This window comes from Peptoniphilus indolicus (assembly GCF_900454665.1).
Taxonomy (GTDB): Bacteria; Bacillota; Clostridia; order Tissierellales; family Peptoniphilaceae; genus Peptoniphilus; species Peptoniphilus indolicus.
Map to the genome: position 1 here is coordinate 389310 of NZ_UGTH01000001.1, position 23437 is coordinate 412746.

Consider the following 23437-nt stretch of genomic DNA (forward strand, 5'->3'; position numbering starts at 1 on the left):
TTTGCTATATAAATATTTTTAATAACTTATTTTTTACATTCAACAAAAAAGTAAGCCAATAATTATCAGCTTACTTCTTCATCTTAATTCTAATTTTTATATATTTTATTTACCGTATCCTTACCAACTTCATCTTCTCCAATAAAAGCTCCCGTATTTACATTGTATTTTAAAATCACATTACGTACTTTATTTGAATTTAATGTAAGTATTCCGCCATCTGAGCTGACATTGAAATCTGATGCATACCCAAATGGCATATATAAAATATATCCCTTTACATAAGGTTTGGCTTCTACTCTCTTGTCAGGATTTAAAAGATAATATCCTAAAACTCCCGGTGGTTGAAAATTTCTAAAGTTTTTGAAATACTTACTTCTAATATCTTCACCTAAACTAAGTTCTCCGGATTTTGTAGAAATTATAATACTATAAGCCGATAATGGTTTTCCTGCAGTATAAGATACACGTCCCCCATCAAAAACTATTTCTTCCATCCCAGTCGTTGGAAATGACATATGACGTAATGCTGCTTTCATCACAAGTCCATCCTTATGATTAAAACTAACATCATAGTCTAATTCATCGTGAAATATACTCCATGTCATTGGTAGATAAGTAATATCTCTAAATACAAATAGTGGATACTTTTTTAATTCCTTTTTATCAATTTTCTTCCCATTTATCACCACATCAAAAGGAATTATTTTAACCGAATACAATTTTCCATTTTCCTTTTCACTATCAAAAGGCTTTATCGGGATATTCCCAAATCCAGCTCCCCTATCAAGATATAAAGTTCTTTCTGCATTATTCCAATTAATTAAAATACCTAATGCCATTGCATTGTCATAAGTCATAGGAAAATAAGTTATCCCATTATATGAAAGCGGTGGATACTTATTTTTTTCTTTATCCATAACTACACTATTAACAGTTACATTATATTTTGGAACCGTTACGTTGATAACCTTCGCCTCTACATTTGTATTAAAAAATATAACTAAAAACATAACCGAAATAATTTTTTTTAACATAAATCCTCTACCTCAAATTTATATCAACATAATCAGTATTTCCACTGCGTTGATAATTAGTAAAATATCGAGACCCTGGAATTCTAGTATCTCCAAAAACACCATATCTACTATTATTTACCTGTGTTTCAAAAATATAATTTCCTCTTGAATTGTAAAGATATGAATCTACAAATCTTGCATCTCTTATGCTACTTCCTAGTCTTCTAGCTTGTGGAAATGTCATAGTAATTTGTTTATTAAATGAAATCCTATCAACACTACCATTATTTAACCAAATTCTTTTACTGGTTTTAACATCACTAAAATTATTATTGTTTAATATTTTACAAATCATATATCTATCTGAATCTCTATATATATTATAATATAACATATCTCCATCATAAACTCTCGAATTCAAAGGAAACGTCACCATATTTACTCCAATGTTTGGGTGATTATTCTTGTCTAGTAAATAAAACCCCTCCCAATTGTATTGACCTTTTATTAATCCAAAGTCAAATAAATCATTTGAGTTTCCTGGAGATACAAATAAATAATGTATTTCGTTGGAAGATTTTATGTTTGTATATGGTAATTTTACTCTCGTTGTCATTTGACTAAAATTTTGACTAGATAAAGCCTCAAAACCTGCTCCAAAACTATTATTTTCCGTTCTATCAGGGGCCGATCTTAATCCTAGAGACGTATATGAAATAGTTTCTGTTTCATTTTTTAAAAGTCCTTCAACATAACTTTTAATCTGGTCTTGAGTAAAACTATTTACTTCAGCCGCATTCTTTAATGCTTGAACATCAGATTCCAAGTTTCCAATATACTCATTTTCTTCATTAGCGCCGTCAATAAATAAACTTCTATACCTTACATCTTCGTTTTTTGGATAAGATTCAAACTTTAATAAACTTTCATTAAACTTTTCAATATCAACTCCCGAATTTTTAAGAAAAATTAATAGAATCCTCACTTAAATCAGTTTTCGACGATTCAGTATTATTAATGATGCCTGACTCATTAACCATAAATTCTCTTGCATATATAGAAGTTGTAAATCCCAATACAGATACCAACACTATTCCGCTTAATATATAGCAACTATCTTATTTCTTTTCATAACTATCTCCTTTCTAAAAATATTTTAAAGCTAAGAAATATTCTTTCGCCATTAGTATACACTTTATACTTGTATATTAATTACAACTTCAATAAAAAATTATAACACTTCTAAATTTATAGCACTTTTTAACTTATCCCTCATATATATTAATTCTATAATTCTGAAATTTTACCACTATATATTCCATGACCTCTCTTCTAATTATGTTGAAAACAACTATTTTATATCACATTTATTTATATATTGTGTATAATTTTTTTCTAAATTTCATTTTACAATTGTATTTAATACATAACTTCTTATATGTATTACTGAGTCCTTTATATAGTGTCTTATTAAAATGTAATACTATCAATAATTAAAATTTCCCCTAAATTGCAATATCAAATTGAACTATTTTCCCAAAAGTATCCATTAACCCTAATTTATTGAGTTCTTCTACAAAAACTTCTATAGGTGTTTGGTAATTTAGGATTTTTCTTGGTAAATTATTCATCCAGTTCATTATTTTTAGATAGTGATTTTCATCGTAGTTTAATAGGGATTTTCCTTTTGGAAGGAATCTTCTTATTAGGCTATTATGTTTTTCGTTACTTCCTCTTTCTTGTGCGTTATTTGGATGGCAATAATATACATCTCTAACTAAGCTATTTTCTAGTTTTGTTAAGTTAGCAAATTCTAATCCATTATCACTTGTTATGTTTTTGAATATTGCTGTGGAGTTTTCTAGTTTTGATAGTAATTTTTCTAATTTTTCATTAACTGATGATGAATTTTTTGTTGCAATTTTTAGTATTATTTCCATCCTTGTTTTTCTTTCTGTTATAGTAATTAAAGCTGGTTCTTCTTTATTTTTCTTTGGAACAATTGTATCTATTTCCCAATGTCCTCTTTCGAAATCATTTTAATGTTTATTTTTTCTTGAGTTTGTTGCAGTATTATTATATTCCATAGTCATCACCTTTGGGTTTTTTTGTTTTTGGTGAATCAATTATACCAAATGTGATTTACTATGGAATTTTTTTGGTTCAATTTCATTTTACAATTAACCAATTAAAATTTTCAAAAAATAATTAACTATAATTCGTTAAATTTCTTTGTAATATAGTTGATGGCACAGTTTATGTTGATGTGACTTAAAAAAATGATATTTTTCCGATTACTTGTTTCTTTAAAAAAGGTGCTGTTGCATAATAGATGATTCTACTATGCAACAGCACCCTCTTATTTTATATACTTATTTTCGGTTTACAAGTTTTGTCGTTGCAACCAATATTAACACAACGCCTATTATTTGTGCCAATACTATTTCCTCTTTTAATACCACTATACCTACTATTAAACTTGTTATAGGCTCAAGTGTACTCAATATAGATGTCTTATCAGCGCCTATTTTAACTATTGCACTTTGATATAAAAATGCTGCCCCAAATGTTATTACAAAGGAATATATAATTGGAAGAAACCATTCTATTCCTTTAAATCCAAGGTAAATTTCAGTTTTCGTTGCCAAACTATATATAATTACTACCATGACTGAAAATAAATTTAAATAGAACAACAACTTTGTCGAACCTATATTAATTAATTTTTTCATTTCCAAATAAATTGAATAGAATGAATATGTCAACGCAGATAAAACAGCAAAGAAAACACCTTTTAAATTCAATCCATTAGAAGAATCCATATTCATTATTAGAATAATTCCTATTGCAACAAATACAACGCATAGCACTTCTGTTGCCTTAGGTCTGTATTTTTTTATGAAATTTACCGCTATAAAAATAACTATTGGATAAGCAAAGTGAATAGTTGTTGCAGCACCTGAATTTATATATTCATATGATGAAAATAGCGTTATGCTAGTTAACGAAAATCCAAGAGCTGCAAAAAATAAACCTTTAGCTTCATCTTTATTAATTTTTAAATCTTTTTTCTCTTTAAATTTTATAAAGAAATATAACACGATGGTTGCGGGAACCATTCTGTAAAATGCTGAACTTACAGAATTGGCTCCCATTTTATATAGTAACTGAGTAAATAATGGCATAAGTCCAAATATAATAGCCGATAAAATGGCATGGGCTATTCCATTGTTCAATGCTTTATTATTCAAGGTTTATACATATCCTATCATAGTTGCTACAACTAATACTCCACTACAAATTAAGTACCATGCAAGTAACAACTTCCATATCCATTTCATCCATTTTCCGTAGGAAATTCCTCCTATCGCAAGAGCTGCCATTAAGTCCCCTGCTGTAGGTGTTACTAAGTTTGTTATACCATCTCCAAATTGGAATGCCAATACTGCTGTTTGACGTGTAAGACCTATTACGTCTGCAAGTGGAGTCATTATAGGCATACTTACAACTGCTTGCCCTGTTCCTGATGGAATAAATACATTTATAATTGATTGTAGTATAAACATTCCTATTGCACTCAATTGTAGAGGAAGACCTACCACCAATCTTGACATATAGTAAACTATTACATCTAGTATGTTGCCATCTTGCATAATTACTGTTATGGCTCTTGCAAATCCAACGCATAGTGCTGGATACAAAAGATTTTCAGCACCTTTTACAAAATTATCTACCATTTCATTTATAGTAAGTCCACCTGCAAACCCACAGATTACAGTAACTGCCATAAATACTCCGGCTATTTCTGTCAAATAAAATCCATAAGTTATAACACCGTATACTAAGAATACAATTCCAAGTATAAATGTTGCTATTGCAAATTTATGTCTGACTGTAAACTCTACATCTTCACTTAATAAATCAGCTTCTCTATATGGACTGTTCTTGTCACTTTCGTATACCAAACTCTTTGTAGGGTCTTTTAATATCTTTCCAGCATAAATGTATACATAAACTATTGTCGCAAGTATTAATAGAGCAAAAGCTATTACTCTCATATACATACCACTGAACATTTCAACGTTAGCTATTTTTTGTGCAGTTGCAACAGTGAATGGATTTAAAATTGCTCCTATGTATCCTACACCTACACCCAACATTCCAAGTGCCACACCTGTTATTGAGTCAAATCCTAAAGCTAAACAGAGCGTTATTTGCAGAGGCAAAAATGCCAAACATTCTTCGAAGTTTCCAATTATTGCTCCACCTAATCCCCAGAACATTAACACAACCGGAATAACCATTCTTTCTCGACCTTTTAATTTCACTAAGGCAAATTTTAAAAGTGCATCTAAAGCTCCGGTTCCCTTTAATACTCCAAAAGTACCACCTATTATGAATAAAAAATTGATAATTTCTGCGGACTCATTAAGCCCTCTTGGTATAGATTGCAAAACATCAGCAATAGAAACTGGACTTCTTTCAATAGAATGAAAACTATTCGGATCTACTATCTCACTTCCACTTATAGGGTCCTTTATTCTGTCAAATTGACCTGTTGGTAAAATGTAAGTTGAAATTGCTGCTACTATCACTAATATAGCTATTAAAGCTAATGCATCTGGCGCTTTGAATTTGAACTTACGTTGTTTTTTACTTTCCATTTTTTACGCCTCCTTGATTTCTAATCACGATTATAATATAATTATGATTAGAAAATCTTACTTTGTCAAGTATTAATGAGGTGAATTAATGAAAATTTCTATTCGTGAAAAAAGAGTTATGGATGTATTCATAACTTCTGCAAAAGAACTCATCGATGAATATGGATTAGACAATATAACAATTAGGAAAATTGCTGATGTTTCCGGATACAATAGTGCTACAATGTATAACTATTTCCAAAATTTAGATGAACTTTTAATATATGCTTCCATAGATTATTTAAAAGAATACATAATTGAATTAAAGGAACAAACTAAAAACATTAAAGATCCAATAAAAAGGTATATTAAAGTTTATGAGGTATTTAACAAATACTCATTCTCCAAACCTGATGTGTACTTCAATATTTTCTATGGTGTCTATTCAAAAAATCTACATTCAATCCTTTTAAACTATTATGAAATTTATCCTGAATCTTTAGATGGTTTTGATGATATAGATGTCCTAAATATGATTAAAAATGGTTCTATTTTAAACAGAGACTATGAAGTTACAAAAGTATTTTGTGAAAAATACAATCTCAGCAAAGAAAAACTAAACTTTATTATTCACACTGTAGTTAGGATACATTCCAGTTATCTGTATGACATAGTAGTTGATAAAAATATAAACTTAGTAGAACACTCAGAAAAGTTTTTATCATTCTTGAAAACTTTATTGGAACTTACAATTAAGGAGTAATTATGAAATTTTTAGAAGAATTTGACCAAATAACAAAAATACCTCGCCCAAGTCATCACGAAGAAAAAATTGCCGAATATCTAGTGAATTGGGCGAATGAACATCAACTTGATGTCGTGCGTGATGAATTCAACAATGTGGTAATTAAAAAACCGGCTTCAGTCGGCTATGAAAATTATCAACCTATCGCTTTACAATCACATTCAGATATGGTTTGTGAAAAAGCTGAAGATGTCGAACATAATTTTCTAACTGACCCAATTAAATATTTTATTGACGGTGATACGGTTTCAACTCATGGTATGACAACTCTCGGCGCTGATGACGGTCTTGGAATGTCCTTAATACTTTCTGTTCTTTCAGATGATAGTTTAAAACATCCAAAACTTGAAGGTGTTTTTACAACTGCTGAAGAAGAAGATTTCATGGGAGTTGCAAATTTAAATCCTTCCCTATTGGATGCTAAGAAACTTATTAACATAGACCATTGTGATGATTCATCAATTTTATGCGCCTCAGCCGGTGGAATAACTTTTACTGCGACTCACAAATTTAATTTAATTCCAAGTAAAAACTTAAAGTCTTTTGAAATAGTCTTGTCAGGGCTTATGGGCGGGCATTCCGGTGAAGACATAGGAAGTGGCAGAGGTAATGCAAATATTTTGATGTTTAGGCTTTTAAACCACCTTAGAAAATATGATGTAAAATTGAATTACATTTCCGGTGGTGGTTATAGATTGGCTATACCTAGAGCTGCAAAAAGTATAATACTATTTGAGGAAAGTCAACTTGAAAACATTAAACAAAAAATTTCTGAATTTTTAACTGTCATTAGAGATGAATATGTAAGCTTTCCTGAACTTGATATTAAATTTAACGAATGTTCATCTGATGGAAATTACATTGATGATAATTCTTTTGAAGATTTGGTTAAATACTCTCTTACTGTTCCAAACGGTGTATTTGAAATGAGTAGTATATTCAAACACATAGTAGACACTTCTTCAAACCTTGGAGAAATCTATATCAAAGATAACACTCTTGTTGCTATTGTAGATATCCGCTCAAATTACAATTCAAAATTAACTAGAATTACTGACTTATTAGAAATATTAGCTATACAGTTCAATTTTGAATATGATATTTGGGGAAAATACTTTGCTTGGAAATATCAAAAAAATTCTGCTCTAAGAGAACTGGCATACAATACTTATTCTGAATTAAGTGGAAATAGTCCTCGAATAGAAGCTGTTCATGCCGGTCTCGAGTGTGGATTTTTTGCTGAAAAAGGCTTTACTGATATTATTTCAATAGGACCAAATGCTAAAGACTTCCATTCCCCAAGTGAATCTTTTAGTATTTCTTCTGCTGAATATGTATATCAAGCTTTAGTAAAATTACTAGAATCTGCAAAATTTGAATAATTACTAATCTATAAAATTCATAAGTCAAAAATATTTATAACCCACTACTTGAGTTGACAAACATCTATAATTTGTAGTAGGTTATAAATATCATTAATGGAGGTGAAATCATGGATAGTTGTGATAGGTCGGATAAAAATATTTATTGCAGTTACATGATTTCTTTTTTTTATTCACAGTTTTTTACATTAAGTTAAAATCTGATTTCATAAATCTTCAACTGCAAAATATTTTAACGCCTAAAAAGTGATAATTTTACGTTTTTAAATTAAAGGAGGTTTTATGAACAGAGAAAGATATGATATTAATGAAATTAAAGAATTACAAAAATCCATTAATCTAATGGATCCTGTTGATTTAGCTGAAATTTTTGAAATTCTATCGCCGTATGAAATAGCTATAAGAATAAAGCTTCTTAACAAGGATTTATTAGCTGACACTTTTGCTTTGCTAAGTAGATCTAAAAAGGTCGACATTATAAAAACTCTATCAAGGGAAAGTATAATGGAACTCATTAAAGAGTTGGATGAAGATGAATTGGTGGATACTCTTCAAGAATTACCTGCAAATATGGTTGGAAAACTTATGAACCACTTTATTGAAGAAGGCCGTAGACCAATTATAAATGAGCTTTTAGGGTATCCTGATGAAAGTGTCGGCTCTATAATGTCTGTTAACTTCATGTCTGCAAAAATTTCTCGCAGTATTAAAGAGATACTTGATAAAGTTGTCAATTCTGATTTGGATGCAAATAAACTTGAACAAATTTGGATTACTGATAACTCTTTAAAATTAAAGGGGTTTGTTTATTTGGCAGATCTTCTTAGAAATATAGAACAAAATATTGAATCCATTCTACACCCTATTAATAAAACTGTCAGTGCTTATGACGATCAAGAAATTGTTGCAAAATTAGCTTTCAGATATGATTTATCTGAAATACCTGTAGTTGATTCAGAAAATAGATTAATAGGAACAGTTCCTGCCGAATGGGCTATTGATGTCATGGTTGATGAGTACAATGAAGACATTTCAAATATTCACGGTATAACTGATATAGAAGATGATTCTTACATGGAAGTTTCAAATTTAAAAATTGCTAAAAATAGAATAACTTGGCTTATTATTTGCCTCATAACTGCAACTATGACTGGGTTTATAATCAAAAGATATGAAAGTACATTAGCTACCAGCGTAGTATTAGCAGCATATATTCCTATGCTTATGGATAGTGGTGGAAATGCAGGAAGTCAAGCTTCTACAACTGTTATACGTGCTTTATATATTGGAGAAGTTGATTATCATACCATTCTAAAAGTCATGCTAAAAGAATTGAAAATCGGATTTTATGTTGGTATTGCTCTTGTATTCATAAATATTCTAAGAATTTTCTTTATGGATTCTGTTTCAACACAAGTCATGCTTACAGTTTCTATTACCCTTTTAATTACTGTTATGATATCAAAAGTTATTGGTGGCATGCTTCCACTAATAGCTGATAAATTTAAAATAGACCCTACAGTTATGGCGGGTCCCATAATTACTACAATAGTAGATACTGTTGCACTTTTAATCTACTTTGAAGTTGCAAGCAAACTGATCAATCTTTAAAATTAACTATCTTTATATTATTTATTAAAAAAGGAGTTATCTATGGATAATTACAATAGAGAAAAAGAAATAAAAGAAGCTATTGAAGCTTCAGAAAAAGTTTTAACACACTTATACAACGCGAGAGATTTATTTAAAAGTGCAAAAAATTGGGGTTATTTTGATATGTTTGGCGGCGGAATGATAAGTACGTTTATAAAACATAGCAAAATTAATAATGCTGAAGAAGAGCTAAGAAAGACTCGCTATGCTGTTCAAAATTTAAAATCTGAACTCACTGATGTGAATAATACAATGGGCATAAATATAATCCCCGATACATTTCTCACATTTGCAGACTACTTTTTCGACGGTATCCTTGCAGATTATTTGGTTCAAACAAAAATAAATGACTCGTTGTCCCAAGTTGAAAGTGGGATATCTCAAGTTGAAAAAATAATTGAAAATTTAAAATCTGAAATTTAAAAGAAGACTCGCCATTGAGTCTTCTTTCTATTTTTTATTTTCTAATTTTATTTTTCTGATACAACATATTTTTCTATATACTCATCGTAAGTCATTGGAACATCCCTATAAGTTCCGTCATCAAATATTTCAACTATTCTATTTGCAACAGATGAGATAAATTGATGGTCTAATGATGTAAATAATATGTTAGATTTAAAGTTTATAAGTCCATTGTTCACAGCTTCAATACTTTCAAGGTCAAGATGGTTAGTAGGTTGATCGAATATTAATAAGTTAGCAGGTCTTATCATCATTCTTGAGAACATCATTCTAACTTTTTCTCCCCCGGAAAGTACATTTGCTTTTTTAAGCACTTCATCTCCGGAGAATAACATCTTACCTAAAAATCCTCTTAAATATATTTCTGATTGTTCTTCTGAGAACTGTCTCATCCAATCTATAAGATTAAGGTCTGAGTGTTCAAAATATTCTGTATTATCTTTAGGGAAATATGTGTGAGTTATAGTTTGTCCCCACTCAATTTGCCCTTCATAATCAGTTTTTGCCTCTATCGCTTCAAAGAACTTTGTTATTGCAATTTCATTCCCTATAAAACCTATTTTATCGCCCTTATTAACTCTCATACTCATATTGTCAAGAAGTACCTTATCCCCTTCTTTTAAAGTTAAGTTGCCTATATTTAATATTTCATTTCCAACTTCACGAGTTAAATCAAATCCAACAAAAGGATATCTACGGCTTGATGGTTTTATATCGTCCAAAGTTATTTTATCAAGAAGTTTCTTTCTTGAAGTTGCTTGACGAGATTTTGATTTATTAGCTGAGAACCTTGCAATAAATTCTTGAAGTTCTTTAATCTTATCTTCTTTCTTTCTATTTTGTTCCTTAGCCATTTTTTGAGCAAGTTGAGAAGATTCATACCAAAAATCATAGTTCCCAACTGTAACTTGAATTCTACCGAAATCTATATCAACCATGTGCGTACACACGTTGTTTAAGAAGTATCTATCGTGAGAAACTACTATAACAACTCCATTAAAATCAGATAAAAAATCTTCAAGCCACATTATAGCTCTTAAATCAATACCGTTAGTAGGCTCGTCCAAAAGCAAAATATCAGGATTTCCAAAAAGAGCTTGTGCAAGTAAGACTTTAACCTTATCGGCTTCTATAAGTTCGCTCATTTTTAAACTGTGTTTATCTGTTGTAATCCCAAGTCCTTGCAAAAGAGACGCCGCTTCTGATTCTGCTTCATAGCCTCCCATTTCTGCAAATTCTGCTTCAAGTTCTCCCGCTCTTATACCATCTTCATCAGAAAAATCTTCTTTCATATAGATAGCATCTTTTTCTTTTCCTATATCATAAAGTTTTTTATTTCCCATTACCACTGTATCTATAACTACTTCATCTTCAAAAGCGTAGTGGTCTTGGTTTAACTTACTCATTCTGGATTCTTTATCTATTGATACATTTCCAGTTGATGGTTCTTTTTCTCCGGAAAGTATTTTTAAAAATGTTGACTTTCCCGCTCCATTTGCTCCGATTATTCCATAGCAGTTCCCAGGTGTGAAAGATAGGTTCACATCATCAAATAGTTTTTTATCCGGGAAAATTACACTGACGTTATTTACTGAAATCATTCTATTCCTCCAATCGCTTGTCGCGTGTATTATAGCATAGTTCTGAAAAAAATGATATACTCAATTCAAGGAGGGAAAATATGAAAAAAATAATCAGTTCATTATTAATAGTATTCTTATTTACAAATTACATTTATGCAACATCCAACTCAAAAGAAATTCTAAAAATAAAAAATATCTTTGGGGTAACAGATGCCACTGAATTCAATATAACTACATCAGAAGACACTTATGACGATGGTAGCGCTTTTAAAACATTAGACTATCATTGGAAAAATAATGATACACAATATAATGTCAGTACAGATACATCAGGAAATATATTCAAATATGATGTAAATTATTCTGACAAAAAAGATGAATTTAAATTTTTAACAAAAGAAGAAACTATAAAAATAGCCTCAGATTTTATGAATAAATTAGATCCTAATCTAATTAAACAATATAGACTACGAGATATACAAACCTATGTTAAAAATGGAAGTTCTACTTTATACTTTAATAGGTATGTAAATGATACCATAATATCTAATGATAGCATAACTATAGATGTATTTTTTAATAGTAAGTCTGTATGTTCTTTTGAAAGAACAAATTCAAGTTCAAAATTTAAAGATGAAAATTTTCCAAAACTTGAAGATGCTCTTCCAAAAAAGAATATATTCTCAAATATTGAAAATACAAATCCTTTAAGGCTTTCTTATTTAGTTACCGGAGATGAGAAAAAACAAATTGGTACGCTTGTATATACTCACTTATTAGATACAAAGCCCTTAGATGCTACAACTGCTAAGCCAATAGTAACTTATAATAATAATTACAAAGATTCCTCAAAAACTGATGGAACTTTAGCGTTAAATGATGTTGAAATAACTGAAATTGAAAAAATTAAGAATTTAAAACCTGAAAAAGAAGTTCAATCTTTCATTAAAAAAAATTTTAACACTAAAGATTTAAAGCTTGATTCCAAACAACTTATGTTAGATAAAAATAAAAACTACTACTATCTTTTCTACTATTCTACACCTAAAGATAGTTCTATAAGATCTATTAGTGTAAGCGTTGATGCAAAAGACTTAAGCCTACTATCATTTAATGAATATACAATCAATACTGATAATGATTCTGAAATTTCAAAAAAAGAAGCCATAAATTTAGCTTCTAAATTTCTAAAAAATTTTAAACACGCTAAAAATATAGATGAAAATAACCCTGTTACTTTATCTTCTGAAGGAATAACAACCATTTTATATCCAAGAATTGAAAATAATATTGCCGTTTATTCTGAAGGAATTACTATTTTAGTTGATAATTCAAGTAAAAAAGTTTTCGATTATAAAACTAATTTCTCAAACGCTAAATTTCCAGCTAAATCTAATATTATAAATTTAGAAAAAGCTAAAGAATTTGCGATGAATGATTTTGGTTTAAGTTATGGATATGTTGGAAGCAAACCAACTCTAATTTACTCATATAAAAATGGCAACACTATTTTAAGAGCTAGTGATGGTACACCTATCTCAATCGTTGGTGATGAAATTCAAAATCCGGAAATAAATTATGAAAATCTGGAAAAATCAAAATATAAAGATGAAATAACCATGCTAACAGACCTTGGAATTGGATTTTATAATTTAAAAGACTTACAAAGGAGCATTACAATAAAAGAATTTATAAATTTGATGGAATCAATAGACTCGGTAACAACAAAAGCCATCGATTACTCATTTATTCCATCTCAATATGAAGACCTAAATCAAAGTGACTTAGAAAATATCTTAACTTATAAAAATGCGATAAAATGGATTTTAAACTCTAAAGGTATTAATAATTTTAAAAATACAACTGAAATTTGGGATAAAACAATTTTTAAAGATTATGATAATATAGAAAAAGAATATTTAGCATATTATTATATAGCTAAATCAAAAGGCATATATGACAAAAATGAATCTTTTCAAAATCAAAATATAAGTGCAGATGAAATACTCCATCTCATATATAATGCTGTTATAAAAAATAGAAAAATATAAATCTGTAAATAATTTTGTGTATCAACCTAAATCCAAACTTTTTGTGAGGTATAATAGTTTGGAAATATAGCTTTATTATTGGTTGCTTTTTTAGTTGTCTATTGAAGTTTTCCCTGGCGTATATATTAACTTTCTTATATCTACCGGATATTTGAAATATGTGGATAGTTCTTAACAATTATTCTTGCAAGAACTTACACACAACTGTAGTTGCCAAAAATTCTTTTAATGCTTGTTTAATATCTTGTACATTTTACAGTTGATATTCTTCAATTAACATTTTCGCTATTTTGACACCTCTTAATTCCGGTCTCCCTTGGCATAAATCCCCTCCTAATTAGTTTTTGTCTATTCTAATCAGGAGGGTTCCATACACAAAATTTTACACAGTCTTAAAACAGATATGAATATTTCTTAATGTATCTGATATAACATCCGCATTTTTAGGACCCCATTATTAGTTTCTTTATCTTTTTTTGATTTTAAGACTTTTACAACATCCCCTTAATATTTATTTACAGCGTCCATATTAAAAGTTTCTTTCTTAAAATCATTAATATATGGTAAATTAGCTCTCATTTCAATGACATAATCTAAATCTACTTCCGTTATTAGAAGTTCTTCCTCTGTTTCAGATGCCTTATTTACAATTGAACCATCCGGGCCTACAATCATTGAACTGCCACATAAATTTTCATCTATTGCATTAACTCCGGCAATAAATATCAAGTTATAAAGAGCATTCCCTTGTAGATCTAAATACCATCTATCTTTTGCTTTCATTGACCAATAAGATATATTCAATATTATTTCAGCTCCTTTAAGCATTTGTATTCTCGAAGGTTCTGGAAATTCTATATCATAACAAATCTGCAAACCTACATTGCCAAATTTAGTTTTTACTACAGGAAATTTATCTCCGGAACAATAGATGTTTTTTTCTTTTCCCCACAAATAGACTTTTCTCATATTACTTATAATATTTCCTTCATCATTTACAAATATAGCAGAATTGTATATCTTACCAGGAATTATTTCATCTAATTCCGGATAGCCTGCATATATATAAATTTTATTTTCTCTTGCTAAACGTCTCATTTCTGATACAAAAAAATCATTTTTAGTTTCTGCTATTTTCTGTAATTCTATTTTTGAACCTATATAACCTGTATATGAATATTCAGGAAACATTATCAGCTTACAATTTTTATTACTAGCTCTGATAGTGAGTTCTTTAATTTTTTCCAAATTTTTTTCGGTTTCTTTATTGAATAATTTAAATTGCCCTTGTGCAATTTTAAAATTTCTTGTCATAAAATCTCCTATCAAAATAAATTTTTAGTTATAATACAAAGTATAATAACATTATAAATTAAATTTTAATATTTTATTACCATCCTGCAGGAAGTAATCCTATAGTTCCTAGTATATGGTATATTACAGTCCCCCCATAAACTATTATTATAGTTGCTTGTACCGGTTTAGATGCTAATTTACCTGCACTCCACTCCGGTTTAATCTCTCCATTTTTTCTAGCACTATTAACCATAAATATTGGTAAAATAGCCATAATTGCTGCTGCAAAAGTTCCGGAAAAATATATTGCATCAACAAATCCTACCATACCTGTAACGGTTAAAAATAGTGGTATACCTAGGCAGATTATCATCAACATTATTCTAGTCTTAGGATCTGAATCACTTTTGAAATGAAAAAAGTCCACTATATTTGATATTAATGTCTGTGTTATTGGAGTAAAAGATGTAAATATTGCCATCAATGCAAATAAGTTTGCACTCACAAATGCCCAATTTCCTATTGCTTTTCCCCATGTTATAGTTGCTACTTGTTCTATATTATTAGACGGAGAAACTAAGAAAGTTCCCAAAGGGATCAAAATCAATAATATTGCCACTATTATTTGCCCTATCAAAAGTGAAGGAGCAAGTTTTTTGGGGTCATGTGCTAACCCTCTGGCTAAGTCCGGAACTAAATATTGTCCGATATAACTAAAAGCCGCAACGTTGAAAATAGGAATTGCATAGTCCCAATTAGATTCAAACAGTCTTGATAACTCTGCATTTTTACTTACAAAACTTGCACTTATTAATACTAAGATTAATATTATCATCAGATATGACATATATTTTCCTGCAATTCCTACAGCTTTTAATCCAATGTATACAACTATTGCTGAAGGAATTAAAAATATAAAAGTTCCAACAATTTGTGGTACTCCTAATAATTGAGATATTATACTTCCACTTCCATTAAAATAAGCTATTAAACATGAAAATGAATTTATCACCACTGCCAAAAATATTAAAACTCTTGCTGCCGGACCAACATATTTTTCAGCAAGTCCAGGTAACTGAATCATTTTTCTTGTTCTTAATGTAGCCTCAGCAACGTAATACATAGAAAATAAAGTTAATAAACCAGATAATAACAACCATATAGCTATTACCGGAAAACCACCTTTTCTTGCAGCATAAGCAGTCCCAAGCGCTCCCGAACCTATGCCGCAACCTACAACTTGAAAAATAACTTCTGCTGAAGTAAGTTTTTGAATCTTTAGAGCCCCTTCTTCGTATTGAGTATTTCTATTTTCCATATTTCACCTCAATATTTATTTAGAGCTTCCATAGTAAATGTATCTTCTTTAAAATCATTTAAATACGGAAGTTTTGATCTCATTTCTACTACATAATCTAAATCAATTTCTGTTATTAACAATTCTTGTTCTGTTTCAGATGCTCTATTTATTATTTCTCCATCCGGTCCTACTATCATAGAACTGCCGCATAAATTATCTTTTACTGCATTAGTTCCGGACATAAATAAAACATTAAATAAAGCATTCCCTCGCATATCTATAAACCATCTTGTTCTTGCAGGCATTGACCAATAGGAAACATTTAATATGATCTCTGCTCCTTTTAAGGCTTGTATTCTTGAAGGTTCTGGCAATTCCATATCATAGCAAATTTGTAATCCTACTTTGCCAAATTTAGTACTTACTACAGGATATTTCTCCCCTGCTCTATACTTTAATTTCTCATCCCCCCATAAATATACTTTCCTCATATTTGCCAGTATATTTCCTTCGTCATCTATAAATATAGCTGAATTATAAATTCTTCCAGCTACTATTTCATCTAATTCAGGATAGCCTGCATATATATGAATTTTATTTTCTTTTGCTAATTTTTTCATTTCCGACACAAAAAAATCATTTTTTGTCTCCGCTAATTTTTGTAATTCAAGAGCCGTTAATGAATATCCTGTATATGCACATTCCGGTAATGTAATTAAATCACACTCTTTTGCTCCAGCCTCTTCAATAAATTTTTTCATTAAATTAAAATTTTGCTCTGTATCATTATTAATCAATGCAAATTGTCCTTGAGCTATTTTTAATTTTCTTGGCATATAAATCCCCCTTTCACTATGCAAATGTTTTCTTGAATTATACATTAAAAGGGAACATCAATTAGTATATTCCCTTTTAATAAGATATATTTTTATTACCCATTGATAATATTGATATCTATTTTACTTTGTGCAATTTATTTTAAATAAATATTAATTTTCCACACATAAAACCTTCCCATTATCTACAATAAGTTCTCCATCAAAGATTATAGTAGGATTGTATTGAACCATGTCTATATGAACTGTAGAAGTTGCAGGTTGACCATAATAATAGCCATTCCCCATTGCAATATGACAAGTTCCTAAAGCTTTCTTTTCTTCTTCAAAATCTCCATTGAATAAACTTTCAGGATTTAACCCTATTCCAATTTCTGCTATATTATCACTTCCAGGAATAGTATCAATTTGTTTTCTAATTTCTCTTACTATTTTTGGATCTCCATCAATAACTTCAACTATTTTACCACCCTCAACTTTCAATCTTACAGGTTCTGATGGATTCCCATAATAACAAATCGGTCCATCTATGACTAAAATTCCTTCTGTAGTTCCAATAACTGGTCCTAAAGATACTTCTCCATCCGACCATGCCATAGCATCTCCAGGCTTTCTAGCTATGCCACATTCAATTATTGGTTCCATATCATTCATTTCCATTTTTAAATCAGTTCCTGCAGGAGTTGTTATATGAGCAAATTTTTTTCCTCTCCACACAGCCTGTAGCTTTTCTCCGTTGGCATATATTTTTTCATAATCAGCAAGCGCTCCTCCACGAGTAAAATTATCTATTCCTCTTAAGCAAATAGAACATTCCCTTAATTTTTTTTCGTTTATTAATTCTTTTAATCTATTATTGTAGATAGCAGCTCCTGATGAAGTTGTCATTCCAATAAACACATCACACTTTTCCATTCCAAGTTCTAATGACTTAGGAAAAATAGTAGCTTTGTCTTTACCTCTTATAGGCATCATATATACACCGCATTCCGCTCCAAGTGTATTGGCCGCTCCCATCAATGCATCAACCATTCTGGTATCAGTTTGAGGATCTGTTACTATTAAAACTTCTTCCCCTTTTTTTACTCCCATACATTTATCTAATAAATAATAAGCTCTTTCAAAGCATTCTATAATTCTGTTATCCATAATTCTCTCCTCTTTATAAACTCATATTATAATAATCATCCGTATTTAATTTATTTTCACTTTTTGCTATTATTACAGAGGTTACTAAATCCCCTAAAGAATTAGTTGCTGTATGAATTTGATCTATTATCCTATAAATACCGGCTACCAGTGCAGTAGCCTCTAAAGGAAGTCCCATTTGAGTTAAAAGTGAAATACTGATTATTAAGCCTATTTGAGGTGTTGCTGCACACCCTACACTCAATAATGTACCTTGAAGTACAATAAAAATTTGTTGTCCTACACTTAATTCAATACCATATAACTGAGCTGCAAATACCACTATACATGCGAAGTATATGTTTGTTCCATTCATATTTGCTGTTGCTCCTAAAGGCAATACAAAGTTTGAAACTTTATCATCAACACCTAATTTTTCAGGCGCCACCCTCATTGACACAGGTAATGCTGCTGAGGATGTACATGTGCTAAAAGCTATTAGCCATGGTTCGAAAGCTTTTTTGAAAAAAGGCAAAGGTTTTACTTTCCCAAGTACGATTAGTACTATTGGGTAAAAAATTAAAGTTACTGTCAAGGCTGAAATATAATCTGTGATTATGAACTTAAACACTGGCCCAAATATGGATGTTCCAAATTTTATCATTGTAACACTCATCAAACCAAATACCCCAAATGGAATTATTTTTACTATCCACCCAATCATTGTTAACATAGCATCGGTTATAACAGATATGATATTTATTAATTCTTTTGTTCTGCTTTCTTCTAAATAAATAATCGCAAATCCAAGAATTAAAGCAAATACTATAATAGGCATCATATCTCCATCAGCTAATGACTTAATGGGATTTATAGGAAGTAATCCTAAAATTATTTCATAAGGACCTGGTAATGTAGCTTCTGTAGCCATTGCATTTTCAACTGAACCTAAAGTTATTCCTATTCCCGGTTTAATAATATTTACAAAAATTAAGCCCACGCCAGCAGCAAAAGCTGAACTTAATAAAAACCATAGAATCGTTTTTAATCCTATACTTTTTAAAGCATTTATATCTCCCAATGAAATAGCTGCATTTAAAATACTAAAAAATACCAATGGTACTAAAACCATCTTTATAGCTTTTATAAAAAAGTCACCTAAAAATTGCATAAAAGGTATTACTTTTTTAGCTATAAAAGGAATATCTTCTCCACCCATCTTATTTAAAATCAGACCTACTATTACTCCTAATACTAGTCCAATAAATATTTTTACATATGATGGAATTTTTCTTTTATTAACTTCTTCAGTCATTTTAATTCCTCCTATTTAGTTTTAAAACTTTATCTTCTATTACCTCCCTTTAATACTTGCAAGTATTTTACACTCTAAGTTTATATTTAAATTCGGATTAAGTCAAGTCATTTTATTAATTTTGAAGAATATTATTCTTCTTTTATTTATATAAGAATTTATTTATTCATATAATAATTGATATTATCTGTTTTTACTTGTATAATGTATAGATAAAAGGGGGATTTTATGCGGAATTCAATAAATTTTGAAAACTTGAATATATTACAAAGAATAAATTATTTTAAAGAAAACTTTAGTAAAACACAATTAAAAATTGGAGATTTTATTCTTGAAAATTTTGACAAGACTGTTTTTTACACTTCAACAGAACTTGCCTATAAATGTGGAGTCAGTGAATCTAGTGTTGTAAGATTTGCTAATTTTATTCAATATAAAGGTTATTCTGACATGCAGAATGATTTACAAAATTTTTTGAGAGAAAAAATAACCATGACTCAAAGGCTACATAATTTAACTGAAAAAAAAGGTAACCAGACTCAAATTCTCTATGATGTATTGCAAAAAGGTAAAGACGATATTCAATGGCTAATAGATAATATTAATCCTAATACATTTGATGAAATAGTTGATATAATTTCTACTGCAAAAAAAGTCTATCTTGTGGGTTCACGAAGTTCATATTCTGTTACATACTTTTTGGGTTTGAGTTTAAAATGGATCAGAAATAATGTTTATATTATAGATGGCATCAACAGAGATTTTGATGATATATCTGAAATTACATCCAAAGATGTCCTTATATCTTTAAGTTTGCCTCGTTATTTAAAAAGTACTTTAAATATTCATAGATATGCATATAATAGAGGAGTTAAAACAATTTGTATTACAGATTCAATTACATCTCCTCTGGTTAAATATACAACTATTCCTTTATTAATAAACAATGAAATTCTTTCTTTCTCTGATAACCTTATACCTGTTATAACTATCGTTACAGCCCTTTTGAATTCTATAGCAGCTAAAGAAAAAAAAGCGGAGCAAAAAATGGCTAAAAAGGAAGCTTTTTGGAATGATTTTGAACTTTATCAAAAATTTTAAATATCTAATTGCAACAATAAGTTATCCACCTTACTTAATCATAGAAAACTATGTTACTTTCTTAAGTCTTCCCCTATTTAACTAGGGGAAAATTTTTTATACCTTTATTTCTTTTATAAATTCCTCGTAATATGCGCTAAAATTTAGTATCTTTCCAGGATAATTATTTATCGATACTATTATTCTCTCTATTTGTTTTTTGACAAAGTTTCTATTGGATTTCTTTTATTTTGTAGTTCCTTTATTTATAGTGTTATTTATTGTATTAAGAGCTTCTCCTATATGTTTAGCTGTTTTTCTGTTACTATCCCCTCATTTAATTATATATAGTATATAATTTTTCATGTTTTTGTCTTCAAAATTCATTATGACATTAATAATTTATTTTATATTTCAAGTATGATACCTTGAAAAATATTCCCTATTGTTATATTCTTTTAAATGGAGGATAAAAGATATTATGAACGAAGAAAAACTTAGAACATTAGATCATAAAAGAGAGTTAAAACGAAAAAAAAGACGCCAAAAAATGCGTCGCAGACGAATGATTTTTTACGTAGGTGTGCTTATCCTACTTTTTATAATAATACAAATATTTTCAGCAATACTTGGAAGTTTCAAAAAAGATACCTCTAAAGAAATTTCATTCAATTGGTTTTTAGATAAAGCATATCGGGACTCAATAGGCGCTGTCAGAACACATATGCCAAACTATAATAATTTTGAAGATAGCTTAAATGCTATTTATGATGAATTTGAATTTATGAAAAAAGAACTTATGCCTGGTGAAAACCATTTGGTACAAGCAAATAGTTACGCATATAATACAGCAGAAATTAGAGCCTACATAAGAGGAGAAAAGAAATACACCGGGAAAGATAAACTTGTATTTTTAACCTTTGATGATGGCCCTAACACTTCAATTACACCACAAGTTTTAGCTACTTTAAAGAAAAACAATGTACACGGAACGTTCTTTGTTGTTGGAAGTAGAATTACAGAGAAAACTTATCCTGTATTAAGAAAGACAATATATAACGGTAATGCAATAGGAACTCACTCTTTCTACCACAATTATGATATTTTATATCCTGAAAGAGTTGCTGACCCAGCAAAAATTAAAGAAGAAACTCAACTAACTTTGGCAAGACTCCAAAAAGTTTTTGGAGATAATTTCCACAGTGTCCCATGGAGATACCCGGGCGGTCATATGTCTTGGCAAAACACCTCTGAAGCAGACAGTGTAATCTCTGCAATGAATGTAGAATGGCTTGACTGGAATTGTATGACAGGAGATGCCGAACCTAAAAAGACAAGACCTACTACAAACTCAGGTATAGTTGATACCTTAGATAAAACTTTGAATCAAAATTTACACACAGATGTAGCTGTTGTACTTATGCACGATGCAACAAACAAACAATTGAGTGTCGATTCACTACAAGATGTAATAGATTATTTTAAAGAACATAACTATAAATTTGGAATACTAAAATAAGGAGGATAACCCTCCTTTTTTTAAAAGGAGAAATAAAATGTTAAAGATAAAAAATTCAATAGAAATAGATGGCATAAGTATTGAAATGCTAAAGAAAACTTACGGAACTCCACTATATATATATTCAGTAAATGGAATGAGAGATAGAATTGGCGAGATAAAAAAAGATTTCTTAAATAAATATAAAAATACAAGTGTCGCTTATGCTGCAAAAGCATTTTTGACAACCGCAATGGCAAAATTTATTAAAGATGAAGGATTGAATTTAGATGTTGTCAGTGGCGGAGAAATAGCAATCGCACTTAATGCAGATTTCCCACCTGAAAAAATTGAATTCAACGGTAATAACAAACTCGAAGAAGAAATTTCGTTTGCAATAGAAAATAATGTCGGTAAATTTATAATAGATGGAGCCGATGAATTATCAATGATTTCAAAACATGCAAAAAATCTAAACAAAACTGTTAATGTACTTTTTAGAATTACTCCGGGAGTTGATGCACACACTCATGAGTACATCCAAACAGCAAATGTAGATTCAAAATTCGGCTTTAATCTAACTGATGTTTTAGAATATGTAAAGATTGCTAATTCAGATGAAAATATAAAATTCTTAGGCTACCATTTCCACTTAGGTTCTCAACTTTTTGAAAATGAAGTTTACTTAAAAGCAATTGATGCAGTTAGTGGATTGATCAAAAAAACAGAAAAAATTATCGGTTCTCCTCTACACGATTTAAATATTGGTGGTGGTTTTGGGATAACTTATACTGATGAAATAAGAAAACCCTACTCTTACTTTTTAGAACCTGTTATGAAAAAAATAGACTCTCTATATCAAAATTCAACACGTCCACATATAACCATTGAACCTGGAAGAAGTATTGTAGGAGATTCTGGCTATACCCTTTACACTGTTGGAAATATTAAAGAAATACCTGATATGAGAAAATATGTTACTGTTGATGGCGGCATGACAGACAATGTAAGACCTGCACTATACAATGCAAAATATACTGCTCTTACAAATTCTAAATCAGAAACTCATGAAGATGTTAGAATTGTTGGAAAGTGTTGTGAATCAGGCGATATATTGATTAGAGAAATTGAGCTTCCAAAACTAAACCGTGGTGATTTAATTCTTGTGCTTTCTACAGGTGCTTATGGCCATAGTATGTCAAGCAATTACAATTCCCTTCCAAGACCAGCCGTAGTGTTTACAGAAAATGGAACTCACAGACTCGTTGTAAGAAGAGAAACTTACAGAGATTTAGTAAGTAGAGATGTAGATTAATCATAATTTATCTTTGTACATTATAATATTACACATCATAAAAAGAGGCCCTGTATATCTACAGAGCC

General features: G+C 29.8%; 18 protein-coding genes and 1 pseudogene. 8 read left to right on the plus strand and 11 right to left on the minus strand.

Going from position 1 to position 23437, the window contains the following annotated elements; translation table 11 throughout:
* Window positions 1-89 precede the first annotated feature (89 nt).
* The 5 genes and pseudogenes from DYE58_RS01930 to DYE58_RS01950 all read right to left on the minus strand — a co-directional run bounded on the left by DYE58_RS01930 (window position 90) and on the right by DYE58_RS01950 (window position 5683).
* Window positions 90-1037 (minus strand): hypothetical protein, encoded by a 948-nt coding sequence (locus tag DYE58_RS01930; protein WP_115311967.1) that lies wholly within the window; start codon window positions 1035-1037, stop codon window positions 90-92.
* Window positions 1038-1044: 7 nt separating this feature from the next.
* Window positions 1045-2004, minus strand: a complete 960-nt coding sequence (locus tag DYE58_RS01935) for a hypothetical protein (protein WP_004822017.1) — start codon at window positions 2002-2004, stop codon at window positions 1045-1047.
* Window positions 2005-2524: 520 nt separating this feature from the next.
* A pseudogene (locus DYE58_RS01940) lies at window positions 2525-3034 on the minus strand (IS30 family transposase); the annotation flags it as partial.
* A 357-nt stretch (window positions 3035-3391) separates the two neighbouring features.
* Window positions 3392-4270: a DMT family transporter gene (locus tag DYE58_RS01945; RefSeq protein ID WP_004822012.1), complete on the minus strand. Its 879-nt coding sequence runs from the start codon at window positions 4268-4270 to the stop codon at window positions 3392-3394.
* 3 nt (window positions 4271-4273) lie between these two features.
* Window positions 4274-5683: a YfcC family protein gene (locus DYE58_RS01950; RefSeq protein ID WP_004822011.1), complete on the minus strand. Its 1410-nt coding sequence runs from the start codon at window positions 5681-5683 to the stop codon at window positions 4274-4276.
* An 88-nt stretch (window positions 5684-5771) separates the two neighbouring features.
* Here DYE58_RS01950 and DYE58_RS01955 point away from each other — a divergent pair, with 88 nt between their 5' ends.
* The 4 genes from DYE58_RS01955 (at window position 5772) to DYE58_RS01970 (ending at window position 9925) form a co-directional block, all read left to right on the plus strand.
* The gene (locus DYE58_RS01955) at window positions 5772-6425 is read left to right on the plus strand and encodes a TetR/AcrR family transcriptional regulator (RefSeq protein WP_004822009.1); all 654 of its coding nucleotides are present in this window, start codon (window positions 5772-5774) and stop codon (window positions 6423-6425) included.
* Window positions 6426-6427: 2 nt separating this feature from the next.
* Complete coding sequence (gene pepD / locus DYE58_RS01960) at window positions 6428-7849, plus strand: beta-Ala-His dipeptidase (protein WP_004822008.1); 1422 nt, start codon at window positions 6428-6430, stop codon at window positions 7847-7849.
* Window positions 7850-8131: 282 nt separating this feature from the next.
* Complete coding sequence (mgtE, locus tag DYE58_RS01965) at window positions 8132-9460, plus strand: magnesium transporter (RefSeq protein ID WP_004822005.1); 1329 nt, start codon at window positions 8132-8134, stop codon at window positions 9458-9460.
* A 42-nt stretch (window positions 9461-9502) separates the two neighbouring features.
* Window positions 9503-9925: a hypothetical protein gene (locus DYE58_RS01970; protein ID WP_004822003.1), complete on the plus strand. Its 423-nt coding sequence runs from the start codon at window positions 9503-9505 to the stop codon at window positions 9923-9925.
* A 47-nt stretch (window positions 9926-9972) separates the two neighbouring features.
* Here the strand turns inward: DYE58_RS01970 and DYE58_RS01975 are convergent, their stop codons facing one another.
* Complete coding sequence (locus DYE58_RS01975; protein ID WP_004822001.1) at window positions 9973-11568, minus strand: ABC-F family ATP-binding cassette domain-containing protein; 1596 nt, start codon at window positions 11566-11568, stop codon at window positions 9973-9975.
* Between the two features lie 80 nt (window positions 11569-11648).
* Here DYE58_RS01975 and DYE58_RS01980 point away from each other — a divergent pair, with 80 nt between their 5' ends.
* A complete protein-coding gene (locus DYE58_RS01980) occupies window positions 11649-13601 on the plus strand; it encodes a YcdB/YcdC domain-containing protein (protein ID WP_115311969.1) in 1953 nt (650 codons plus the stop codon).
* A gap of 504 nt (window positions 13602-14105) precedes the next feature.
* On the opposite strand, the gene DYE58_RS01985 is transcribed toward DYE58_RS01980, so the two are convergent.
* The 5 genes from DYE58_RS01985 to DYE58_RS02005 all read right to left on the minus strand — a co-directional run bounded on the left by DYE58_RS01985 (window position 14106) and on the right by DYE58_RS02005 (window position 19476).
* The gene (locus DYE58_RS01985; protein ID WP_040552795.1) at window positions 14106-14915 is read right to left on the minus strand and encodes a carbon-nitrogen hydrolase family protein; all 810 of its coding nucleotides are present in this window, start codon (window positions 14913-14915) and stop codon (window positions 14106-14108) included.
* Window positions 14916-14991: 76 nt separating this feature from the next.
* Window positions 14992-16215 carry an aromatic amino acid transport family protein gene (locus DYE58_RS01990; RefSeq protein WP_115311970.1) on the minus strand — a complete coding sequence of 408 codons (1224 nt, stop codon included), beginning with the start codon at window positions 16213-16215 and terminating at the stop codon, window positions 14992-14994.
* 8 nt (window positions 16216-16223) lie between these two features.
* On the minus strand, window positions 16224-17033 hold the full coding sequence (locus tag DYE58_RS01995) for a nitrilase-related carbon-nitrogen hydrolase (RefSeq protein ID WP_040552792.1): 810 nt from the start codon (window positions 17031-17033) through the stop codon (window positions 16224-16226).
* 153 nt (window positions 17034-17186) lie between these two features.
* Window positions 17187-18182, minus strand: a complete 996-nt coding sequence (locus DYE58_RS02000) for an aminopeptidase (RefSeq protein ID WP_218563699.1) — start codon at window positions 18180-18182, stop codon at window positions 17187-17189.
* 13 nt (window positions 18183-18195) lie between these two features.
* Window positions 18196-19476, minus strand: a complete 1281-nt coding sequence (locus DYE58_RS02005; RefSeq protein WP_115311972.1) for a dicarboxylate/amino acid:cation symporter — start codon at window positions 19474-19476, stop codon at window positions 18196-18198.
* A 255-nt stretch (window positions 19477-19731) separates the two neighbouring features.
* Here DYE58_RS02005 and DYE58_RS02010 point away from each other — a divergent pair, with 255 nt between their 5' ends.
* The 3 genes from DYE58_RS02010 to lysA all read left to right on the plus strand — a co-directional run bounded on the left by DYE58_RS02010 (window position 19732) and on the right by lysA (window position 23369).
* Window positions 19732-20577, plus strand: coding sequence for a MurR/RpiR family transcriptional regulator (locus DYE58_RS02010; protein WP_172463311.1), 846 nt, complete (start codon window positions 19732-19734; stop codon window positions 20575-20577).
* 460 nt (window positions 20578-21037) lie between these two features.
* Window positions 21038-22075, plus strand: coding sequence for a polysaccharide deacetylase family protein (locus DYE58_RS02015; protein WP_115311974.1), 1038 nt, complete (start codon window positions 21038-21040; stop codon window positions 22073-22075).
* 37 nt (window positions 22076-22112) lie between these two features.
* Window positions 22113-23369 carry a diaminopimelate decarboxylase gene (gene lysA / locus DYE58_RS02020; protein WP_004821971.1) on the plus strand — a complete coding sequence of 419 codons (1257 nt, stop codon included), beginning with the start codon at window positions 22113-22115 and terminating at the stop codon, window positions 23367-23369.
* Window positions 23370-23437: the final 68 nt, after the last annotated feature.

Excerpts from the sequence above, each read along its gene's own strand:
- DYE58_RS01930 (WP_115311967.1), bottom strand. The coding sequence starts at position 1,037 with ATGTTAAAAAAAATTATTTCGGTTATGTTTTTAGTTATATTTTTTAAT.
- DYE58_RS01950 (WP_004822011.1), bottom strand. The coding sequence starts at position 5,683 with ATGGAAAGTAAAAAACAACGTAAGTTCAAATTCAAAGCGCCAGATGCA.
- DYE58_RS01955 (WP_004822009.1), top strand. The coding sequence starts at position 5,772 with ATGAAAATTTCTATTCGTGAAAAAAGAGTTATGGATGTATTCATAACT.
- pepD (WP_004822008.1), top strand. The coding sequence starts at position 6,428 with ATGAAATTTTTAGAAGAATTTGACCAAATAACAAAAATACCTCGCCCA.
- mgtE (WP_004822005.1), top strand. The coding sequence starts at position 8,132 with ATGAACAGAGAAAGATATGATATTAATGAAATTAAAGAATTACAAAAA.
- DYE58_RS01970 (WP_004822003.1), top strand. The coding sequence starts at position 9,503 with ATGGATAATTACAATAGAGAAAAAGAAATAAAAGAAGCTATTGAAGCT.
- DYE58_RS01975 (WP_004822001.1), bottom strand. The coding sequence starts at position 11,568 with ATGATTTCAGTAAATAACGTCAGTGTAATTTTCCCGGATAAAAAACTA.
- DYE58_RS01980 (WP_115311969.1), top strand. The coding sequence starts at position 11,649 with ATGAAAAAAATAATCAGTTCATTATTAATAGTATTCTTATTTACAAAT.
- DYE58_RS01985 (WP_040552795.1), bottom strand. The coding sequence starts at position 14,915 with ATGACAAGAAATTTTAAAATTGCACAAGGGCAATTTAAATTATTCAAT.
- DYE58_RS01990 (WP_115311970.1), bottom strand. The coding sequence starts at position 16,215 with ATGGAAAATAGAAATACTCAATACGAAGAAGGGGCTCTAAAGATTCAA.
- DYE58_RS01995 (WP_040552792.1), bottom strand. The coding sequence starts at position 17,033 with ATGCCAAGAAAATTAAAAATAGCTCAAGGACAATTTGCATTGATTAAT.
- DYE58_RS02000 (WP_218563699.1), bottom strand. The coding sequence starts at position 18,182 with ATGGATAACAGAATTATAGAATGCTTTGAAAGAGCTTATTATTTATTA.
- DYE58_RS02005 (WP_115311972.1), bottom strand. The coding sequence starts at position 19,476 with ATGACTGAAGAAGTTAATAAAAGAAAAATTCCATCATATGTAAAAATA.
- DYE58_RS02015 (WP_115311974.1), top strand. The coding sequence starts at position 21,038 with ATGAACGAAGAAAAACTTAGAACATTAGATCATAAAAGAGAGTTAAAA.
- lysA (WP_004821971.1), top strand. The coding sequence starts at position 22,113 with ATGTTAAAGATAAAAAATTCAATAGAAATAGATGGCATAAGTATTGAA.